Below are 4,257 nucleotides of genomic sequence, written 5' to 3' on the forward strand. Positions count from 1 at the left end.
CACGCGCATGGAAACACCCATCACTGCACTCTATGCCGGCCTCTTCGGCATCAAGCTGATCGTGCTGAGTGCGCGCATCTCGCTGGGGCGAATGCGCTACCGCGTGGGCATCGGCAGTGGCGGCGAAAGGCGGCTTGAACGAATGATCCGCGTGCAGGGCAATTTCGTGGAATACATTCCGGTTGCCCTGCTGTTGCTGCTGCTCAACGAACTCAATCACGCCTCCGCATTCTTCCTGCACGCCATCGGCATTGCACTGCTCGCTGGTCGTCTCTTGCATGCGGTCGGGCTGAGCCAGTATGCCGGACGCAGCTTTGCTCGCTGGACAGGTACCGGGCTGACCTGGATCCCCATCCTGATCCTCTCCGGAAACCTCCTTTACCTTTCCTTCGCGAGTTTCTGAATGCAGGCCGTTCTTCACCGCCTGCCAGGGCTTGCACTGTGCGCTTTCATCACGGCCGTGGCCTTGCTGCTCTCGCCATGGCTGGCACTGCCGGCGCTGCTGCTTGCACTGCTGCTCGGGCTTGTGCTGTTCGGACTGGCCGACCACCCCCGCTTCAGCACGGGCATCGATTTCTCGGCAAACACGCTGTTGAAAATCGGCGTCGCGCTGCTTGGCGCCCGCATTTCATTCGAACAGGTCATGGTGCTGGGCATGCTGCCCTTGCTGCTGGCCATCGCCGGCATCATCCTCACGCTGGCGTTCGGCTTGCTGGCGGCCCGGGGCTTCGGCCTGTCCCGGGTGGCCGGCGTGCTCAGCGGCGGCGCGGTGGCCATCTGCGGGGCCTCGGCGGCGATGGCACTGGCGGCCGTGCTTCCGCAGCGTGACGATTCCCAGAAACAGCTGCTGTTCACCATCATTGCCGTGACTGCGATCAGCACGCTGGCCATGCTGCTCTATCCGTGGCTGGCCAGCCTGATGCCGCTGGACCAGCAGGCCATCGGACTCTTTCTCGGCGGCACGATTCACAACGTGCCCCAGGCTGTCGGCGCCGGGTATCTCGTCTCGGACCCCGCCGGTGATGCCGCAACGCTGATCAAGCTGATGCGCGTCGCCATGCTGGCCCCGGTTGTCATGCTGGTCAGCCTGCTGGTCTCGCAGCGCACGAGCAGCCTGGGCGGCAAGGCTCCGCTGCCATTGTTCCTGGTCGGTTTCGTGGTACTGGTCACCATCAACAGCCTGGGCTGGCTCGGACCTCTGCAGCCGTTGCTGGTCGAGCTTTCCAGCCTGTTGCTCGTGGTTGCCATTGCAGCCATCGGCATGAAGGCGTCGATCGGCGAAATGCTCGGACTTGGCTGGCGGCCGCTGCTGCTGGTGGTTGCCGAAACGATCTTCCTGGTCGTCGTCGTCGCGACAGGCCTGCTATGCTTCTACTGACAGAAAAGCCAACGACCTCACGAGGACTGCGCCATGGGTACCAAGGTTAAGCTCGTCACCAGTCATGGTGACATCACGCTCGAACTGGAAGATGAGAAAGCGCCGATCACCGTTGCCAATTTTCTCGCTTATGTCGAGGACAATTTCTACGACGGCACCATTTTCCATCGTGTGATTCCGGACTTCATGATCCAGGCGGGCGGCTTCACGCCCGACATGCAACAGAAAGACACCCGCGCGCCGATCAAGAACGAAGCGGACAACGGCCTGTCCAACGATCCCTACACCATTGCCATGGCGCGCACGCAGGTCGTCGACAGTGCTACCAGCCAGTTTTTCATCAACGTGGCAGACAATGTCTTTCTTGATCACGGCAGCCGCGATTTCGGATATGCAGTATTCGGCAAGGTGGTCGAGGGCGAAAACGTCGTCGACCAGATCTCCGGCATGCCGACTGGCACCACGGCGGGTCACCAGAACGTGCCAAGCGAACCGGTTACGATCGAGCGCGCGGAAAAGCTGTAAGGGGTTCCGTCCATCATGAAAAAAGCCGGCGCAAGCGCCGGCTTTTTTCATGGCTGCGTTGCTGATCAAAGACCACCCATGCCGCCCATGTTGCTGGCCATTTCGGCAAACATCGCACCGAACATGACAAAGCCCAGTACGCTGAGAATGACGCCCAGCAGGAACAGGACACCCTGGATCACGAAATAGGTCTTGAGCTTTTCCATCGCGCGGATGGCAGCTTCGCGGTCATCCAGGTTGAAGGCCCTGTCGATATGACTGGCAGACTGGAACAACAGGATGCCCAGCCAGCCCGGCAGCCACGCGATGATGATGCCGATGCCCAGCGTCGACAGCACGATCATCGCTGCCTGCAGGATCAGCACCACGCCGACCAGCTGCATCCAGAACTTGGCGTTGTATAGCGGCAGTGCAACGTCCTTGATTGAATTGCTGTTTCCGTTTTCCATTTGTTTCTCCCCTTCTCCCCAGTGTGTGTTGATTGCAGTGTGTCAGCCGGTCCATCATCCAGCAAGAACCGGAAACAGACCCTTCAGCCCGTTGGCCATGAATTCCACACCGATCGCTGCCATGATCAGGCCCATGATGCGGGTGACCACGTTGATGCCGGTGCGACCCAGGCGATTGGCCAGCGGTTGCGCCATGCGGAAAATCAGCCAGACCAGCAAGGCAACGACAATGATGCCGCCGCCGAGAATGAGCTGGTGCGAGTATTCGGCCGCACGATTGGCGTAGACGATGACCGTCGAAATCGCGCCCGGCCCGGCGATCAGCGGAATGGCCAGCGGCACGACAGCGACGTTTTCCTTCAATACGGCCTCCCTTGCCTCCTCGGAAGTCTGGCGTGCCGGGCTGACCGTGGCATTCATCATGGAAATGGCCATCAGCAGGATTAGGATGCCGCCACCGACCCGAAAGCTCGCGATGCTGATACCGAACACGTTGAGGATGTATTCACCGGCAATCAGCCCTACCAGCATTACCGCGCCGACCGACAAGCCGGTCAGCTTGGCGGTGTGGTTGCGCTCTTCGACACTGTAACCGTGAGTGAGATTGATGAAGATCGGTATCACTCCGATCGGATTCAGGATCGCAATCAGGCCGACGAAGAACTTCAGGTACTCGGCCCACACATCTGCCAGCGCCATCATTTCGCCAGCTCCTCGTTCATCATGCGCTCGATACGGTCGTCCTTTTCCTTCCAGAGCTCCGTGATCCAGTCCTGGAAAGCCTGGCGCCACGCCGGATCATTCTGGTAATCACCATGCAGGAAGCGCTCCGGGATCTTCCGATGCTGCACGTCCACCTGCACACGAGTCACCGTACCACTCAGGAGATCCCAGAAGCCGGCGCGATGAGGTTCGTAGACAATGGTCACGTCGAGCAATTCGCTTATCGCACCGTCCATCGCATTCAATGCAAAGGCGATTCCACCTGACTTCGGCTTCAGCAGGTGACGATAAGGTGATTGCTGAGCATCGTGCTTGGCGGGTCGGAAGCGAGTGCCTTCGATAAAATTCATGATGCTGACCGGCATGCCCTTGAAGCGCTCGCACGCGCGTCGGGTTATCTCCAGGTCCTTGCCCCGCAGTTCCGGCTTCGCTTCGAGCTCGGCCTTGGTATAGCGCCGCATGAAAGGCAGGTCCAGGGCCCACCAGGCAATGCCCAGCATCGGTACCCAGATCAGCTCCTTCTTCAGGAAGAACTTCAGGAACGGGATTCTTTTCGAAAACACGTGCTGCAGCACCACGATATCGGCCCAGCTCTGGTGGTTGGCAACCACCAGGTAGCTGCCGCGATAGTCGAGATCGCCGGGCAGATCGATCTCCCAGTCGATTCGCTGGGTCAGTGACGTGATCAGCTTGTTGACGATGATCCACTGTTCGGCCATCCAGGTAAGCAGGCGCAGGCAGAAGCGGCGCCACCCAGCCAGCGGCACCAGGAGCTTGAGGATGGCGGCCAGCAATACCGGTATGAAGAAGAAGATGGTATTGGCAATGACCAGGGTGGATGCCAGTACGCCCTTTATGGGCGAAGGAAGAAATCCGAGCATGAGCTCCTCGTCAATCGCGCCAGAAGCGCTGCATTTCAATGAACGTGAATGAGGCGGACCAGGTGATCAGCACCAGTCCAGCCAGTGCCTCGGTGCCAACCAGCAGGCGAAGATCACCCTGCGGGACGATATCGCCGAAGCCCACGGTTGTATAGGTCACCGCGGAAAAGTACGCGACCTCCTGCAAGGTATTGTTGAAGTCGCCTGCCAGCGTGCCGAGCCCGAGCTGCATGGCAAGCAGGTAACCCGCGGTGAAGACCCATATCTCGATGACATGCGTCAGCAGGATGAACGGCACCAG

At 59.7% G+C, this 4,257-nt stretch carries 7 protein-coding genes; 3 read left to right on the top strand and 4 right to left on the bottom strand.

What is annotated here, in order from left to right:
* From R3217_10385 to R3217_10395, 3 genes are all read left to right on the top strand, one after another.
* Positions 1 to 403: MAPEG family protein (locus R3217_10385; GenBank protein ID MDX1455849.1), on the top strand; the 403-nt coding region annotated here is incomplete at its 5' end.
* Positions 404 to 1,378, top strand: a complete 975-nt coding sequence (locus R3217_10390; protein ID MDX1455850.1) for a putative sulfate exporter family transporter — start codon at positions 404 to 406, stop codon at positions 1,376 to 1,378.
* 33 nt (positions 1,379 to 1,411) lie between these two features.
* Positions 1,412 to 1,903, top strand: a complete 492-nt coding sequence (locus R3217_10395) for a peptidylprolyl isomerase (protein ID MDX1455851.1) — start codon at positions 1,412 to 1,414, stop codon at positions 1,901 to 1,903.
* A gap of 65 nt (positions 1,904 to 1,968) precedes the next feature.
* Here the strand turns inward: R3217_10395 and R3217_10400 are convergent, their stop codons facing one another.
* The 4 genes from R3217_10400 to R3217_10415 form a co-directional block, all read right to left on the bottom strand.
* Positions 1,969 to 2,352, bottom strand: coding sequence for a DUF5362 family protein (locus R3217_10400; GenBank protein ID MDX1455852.1), 384 nt, complete (start codon positions 2,350 to 2,352; stop codon positions 1,969 to 1,971).
* A gap of 54 nt (positions 2,353 to 2,406) precedes the next feature.
* Positions 2,407 to 3,054: a YchE family NAAT transporter gene (locus R3217_10405; GenBank protein ID MDX1455853.1), complete on the bottom strand. Its 648-nt coding sequence runs from the start codon at positions 3,052 to 3,054 to the stop codon at positions 2,407 to 2,409.
* On the bottom strand, positions 3,051 to 3,956 hold the full coding sequence (locus R3217_10410) for an acyltransferase (protein MDX1455854.1): 906 nt from the start codon (positions 3,954 to 3,956) through the stop codon (positions 3,051 to 3,053). The genes R3217_10405 and R3217_10410 overlap by 4 nt, the downstream gene beginning before the upstream one ends.
* A gap of 10 nt (positions 3,957 to 3,966) precedes the next feature.
* On the bottom strand, positions 3,967 to 4,257 hold a 291-nt coding region (locus R3217_10415; GenBank protein ID MDX1455855.1), incomplete at its 5' end, for an ion channel.

Source organism: Gammaproteobacteria bacterium, assembly GCA_033720895.1.
Taxonomy (GTDB): domain Bacteria; phylum Pseudomonadota; class Gammaproteobacteria; order Natronospirales; family JAJUFS01; genus JAWWBS01.